The organism is Cellulomonas sp. A375-1 (genome assembly GCF_001040865.1).
Lineage (GTDB): Bacteria > Actinomycetota > Actinomycetes > Actinomycetales > Cellulomonadaceae > Cellulomonas > Cellulomonas gelida.
Genome location: NZ_LFKW01000139.1, coordinates 20170 through 24126 on the forward strand (window position 1 = coordinate 20170; position 3957 = coordinate 24126).

The window sequence follows — 3957 nt, forward strand, 5'->3', positions numbered from 1 at the left end:
GGGCCGCAGGGTCGCGACGCGACGCGGCGCCGCGGGAGCGGCAGGTGCACCGGGCCGCGCCGGCGTGCCGCGCGTGGCCGGGGCTCCCCCGGCCAGGCCGGGGACCGGCACGAGCGAGCGCAGCCGCGGGACGAGCTCGTCGCTGACGCGCGCGATCGACTCCTGCACGCTGCCGACGTTCGACGGCTTCGCGACGTAGTCGGTGGCGCCCGCGGCGAGCGCGTCGAGGGTGGCCGCCGCGCCGCGCTCGGTGAGCGTCGAGAACATGATGATGGGCATCCGGTGCCCGGCGGCGCGCAGCGCACGCACGGCCTCGATGCCGTTCATCTCCGGCATCTCGATGTCCATCGTGACCGCGTCGGGCTTGAGCTGCGCCACCTTCGCCAGCGCGAGCCTGCCGTTCGCGGCCACGCCCACGACCTCGACGCCCGGCGCCTGCGAGAGCGCGTCGGACACGAGCCGCCGCACGACGACCGAGTCGTCGACGACGAGCACCCGGATGGTCCCCATCAGAACGTGAACCCCGAGACGCGGTCCCGCAGCACGCCGGACGCCGCGGCGAGCTCGTCGACCTGTGCGCTGACCCCGTTCAGGACGTGCGACTGGCGGTCCGCCGAGGTCGCGACGCCGACGATGTTCGCGGCGATCTCGCCCGAGCCGGTCGCGGCCTCGGCCACGCCGCGGGAGATCTCGTTGGTCGTGGCCGTCTGCTCCTCCACGGCCGAGGCGATGGTCATCTGGTAGTCGTTGATGTTCGCGATGATCGTGCCGATCTCGCCGATCGCCGCGACCGCACCGGTGGTGTCCTGCTGGATCGCCTCGACCCGACGCGCGATGTCCTCGGTGGCCTTGGCCGTCTCGTTCGCGAGCTCCTTGACCTCACCGGCCACGACCGCGAAGCCCTTGCCGGCCTCACCGGCACGTGCGGCCTCGATGGTCGCGTTGAGCGCGAGCAGGTTGGTCTGCTGCGCGATCGTCGTGATGAGCTTGACGACGTTGCCGATCTCGGCCGACGAGCTGCCGAGGCGGGACACCGTGTCGTTGGCGTGCGCCGCCATGCTCGTCGCGGCCGTCGCGACCTTGGCGGCCTCGGTGGCGTTCTGTGCGATCTCCCGGATCGAGGCACCCATCTGCTCGGCACCCGCCGCGACCGCCTGCACGTTGCGCGACACCTGTTCGGCTGCCGCGGCCACGACCCCCGCCTGCGCGGACGTCTCCCCCGCGGCCCCGGAGACCTCGGTGTTCGAGCCGGCGAGCCGCTGCGAGGAGTCGGCGACCTCCGCGGCGGTGCGGGCGACCTCGTGCAGCGTCGAGCGCAGCGAGGACTGCGCGCTCGTGAGGGACGACGCCATGCGTCCGACCTCGTCGCGCTCGGCGACCGCGACCTCGTGCGTGAGGTCTCCCTCGGCCATCGCGTCGAGCGTCGTCGCGACGTCGCGCACGGAACGCGAGATGCGTCGGATCGTCGCGGCGGCGAGCGTCACCGCGGCGGCCGTCGCGAGCACGAAGCCGGAGACGAGGAACACGATCGTCTGCCGGATCTCGGCCTGCGCGGTCTCCTGGATCGCGACGACGTCCGCGTCGGTCTGCGCGGACGCGAGCGCGAGCGCACGTCCCGCCCAGTCGGGGTCGCCGGCCACGTCGGACGCCACCGCGGCACGGAAGCCCACCGTGTCGCCCGCCTCGATGAGCGGCTCGAGCGTCCCGGAGCGCAGCGCGAGCCACGCGTCCCAGCGCGCGAGGAACGCCTCCCACTGCGGCCCGGACGCCTGCGGGAACTGGGTGATCACCGCGAGCTGGGCCTGGACGTCGGAGTCGACCCACGCCGCGGACGTCAGGAGCTGGCGTCGGGTGTCGACGTCGGCCTCCGCCGCCCGGCGGACCAGGAGGTGGCTGCGCTGCTGGTCGACCTGGAGCTGGGTGAACGCCCGCTGCAGGCCTGTGTTGAGGGTGGCCATCTCGTCGAGCTGCTGCGAGCTGCGCAGCAGCGCGAACGCGCCCGCGCCGCCCACGAGGGCGAACGTGCCGCCCATGACGAGCAGCACCACGGTGAACTTCGCCGCGATCGACCGGTCCCAGAACCAGGCCGCACGCCGGCGCACGGTCTTCTCGCTCATCAGCCGATCTCCTCTGCGGTGTAGTAGCCGCTGTCGACGAGGACGGCGCGGTAGTTGTCCTTGGTGACGAGCTGCGGCGAGAGCAGGAACGTCGGCACCACGCCCGCACCGTTGTCGTACGACGAGGTGTCGTTGACCTCCGGCTCGGCGCCGGTGAGCAGGGACCGGACCATCTGCACGGTGACCTCCGCGAGCTGGCGGGTGTCCTTGTAGACGGTCGAGTGCTGCTCGCCGCGGGCGACCGACTGCACGGCGGGGATCTCCGCGTCCTGCCCGGTGACCACGGGCAGGTACCCGAGGTCGGCAGTGGCGGGCAGCACGGCCTGGGCGATCCCGTCGTTCGGCGAGAGCACACCGGCCAGCCGTGTGCCGGCCCGGTACGGGCCGAGAAGGGTGGCCATGCGCGCGGCAGCGGTCTCCGGGCTCCACCCGGGCGTCGCGACCTTCTCGAACGTCGTCTGGCCGGACGGCACGACGAGCACGCCCGACTCGAGGTAAGGGGCCAGGACGGCCATCGCGCCCTCGAAGAAGACGTGCGCGTTGTTGTCGTCGGGCGAACCGGCGAACAGCTCGATCGCGAACGGACCCTTCGCGCCCGTCGGCTCGCCGGTGGCGTCGAGCACGCCCACCCCCTCGAGCAGCGAGTTCGCCTGCATCGTGCCGACGCGGCGGTTGTCGAACGACGCGTAGTAGTCGACGTCGGCCCCGCCGACGATGAGCCGGTCGTACGACACGACCGACACGCCGGCCTCGCGTGCGGAGGAGAGCACGGCGGTCAGGGCGCTCGCGTCGACGGCGCCGATGACGAGGGCGTCGACGCCCTGGTCCACCATCTCCTCGATCTGCTGGACCTGGGCGTCGGCATCGTCGTCGGCGTACTGCATCGACACGTCGAAGCCGAGCGAGCCGAACTGCTCGGAGAGGTTGTCGCCGTCGGCGACCCACCGCAGCTGCTTCGTGGTCGGCATCGCGATGCCGACCGACGGCTTCTCGTCGAGCGCTGGGCCGCCTGCGCACCCCGCCGTCAGCGTGAGGACGCCGACGACGAGGAGCGCCGCGGTGCGGGTGGTACGTGGGGACATGCTGGTGGATCCTCGTTCCGCGCCGGTGACCGGCTCCGTCGGTGGCCGGCCCCGGAGGGGGCCGGCGCGGTGGTGCGTGCGGGAGGGGTGCTGCGTGCTCGTGGGGTGGGCGTGCTCAGTACGTGAACGTGGCGACGCGTGCGCGCAGGTCGGCCGACAGCCGGGCGAGCTCCGAGACCGACGCGCTCATCTGCCCGATGACGTCCGTGTTCGACGAGGTCGCGGTGGCGACCCCGGTGATGTTCGTGGCGATCTCGCCGGACCCGGTCGCGGCCTCGGCCACGCCGCGCGACATCTCGTTCGTGGTGGCGGTCTGCTCCTCGACCGCCGAGGCGATCGTGAGCTGGTAGTCGTTGATCGAGGCGATGATCGTCTCGATCTCCCCGATCGCCCCGACCGCACCCGTGGTGTCGGACTGGATCGCCTCGACCCGACGCGCGATGTCCTCGGTCGCCTTGGCCGTCTCGTTCGCGAGCTCCTTGACCTCACCGGCCACGACCGCGAAGCCCTTGCCGGCCTCCCCGGCCCGCGCCGCCTCGATCGTCGCGTTCAGCGCCAGCAGGTTCGTCTGCTCCGCGATCGTCGTGATCAGCTTGACGACGTTGCCGATCTCCGCCGACGACGTCCCGAGCCGCGCGACCGTGTCGTTCGCCTGCGCGGCCACGCCCGTGGCCGTCGAGGCGACCTTGGCGGCCTCCGTGGCGTTCTGCGCGATCTCCCGGATCGAGGCACCCATCTGCTCGGCACCCGCCGCGACC

4 protein-coding genes are annotated in these 3957 nt (G+C 72.6%); all 4 read right to left on the reverse strand.

Annotation, left to right across the window (positions count from 1 at the left end; genetic code table 11):
• Nucleotides 1-510, reverse strand: a 510-nt coding sequence (locus tag CWIS_RS15120) for a response regulator (RefSeq protein WP_231583931.1), incomplete at its 3' end; no start/stop codon positions are given.
• Nucleotides 510-2117: a methyl-accepting chemotaxis protein gene (locus CWIS_RS15125; protein ID WP_048344158.1), complete on the reverse strand. Its 1608-nt coding sequence runs from the start codon at nt 2115-2117 to the stop codon at nt 510-512. The genes CWIS_RS15125 and CWIS_RS15120, both read right to left, overlap by 1 nt.
• A complete protein-coding gene (locus tag CWIS_RS15130; RefSeq protein WP_048344159.1) occupies nt 2117-3199 on the reverse strand; it encodes a sugar-binding protein in 1083 nt (360 codons plus the stop codon). The genes CWIS_RS15125 and CWIS_RS15130 overlap by 1 nt, the downstream gene beginning before the upstream one ends.
• 115 nt (nt 3200-3314) lie before the next feature.
• The coding region (locus CWIS_RS15135; RefSeq protein WP_048344160.1) for a methyl-accepting chemotaxis protein at nt 3315-3957 on the reverse strand (643 nt) is incomplete at its 5' end.

Coding starts and splice junctions, on each gene's coding strand:
- CWIS_RS15125 (WP_048344158.1), bottom strand. CDS start 2,117: ATGAGCGAGAAGACCGTGCGCCGGCGTGCGGCCTGGTTCTGGGACCGG.
- CWIS_RS15130 (WP_048344159.1), bottom strand. CDS start 3,199: ATGTCCCCACGTACCACCCGCACCGCGGCGCTCCTCGTCGTCGGCGTC.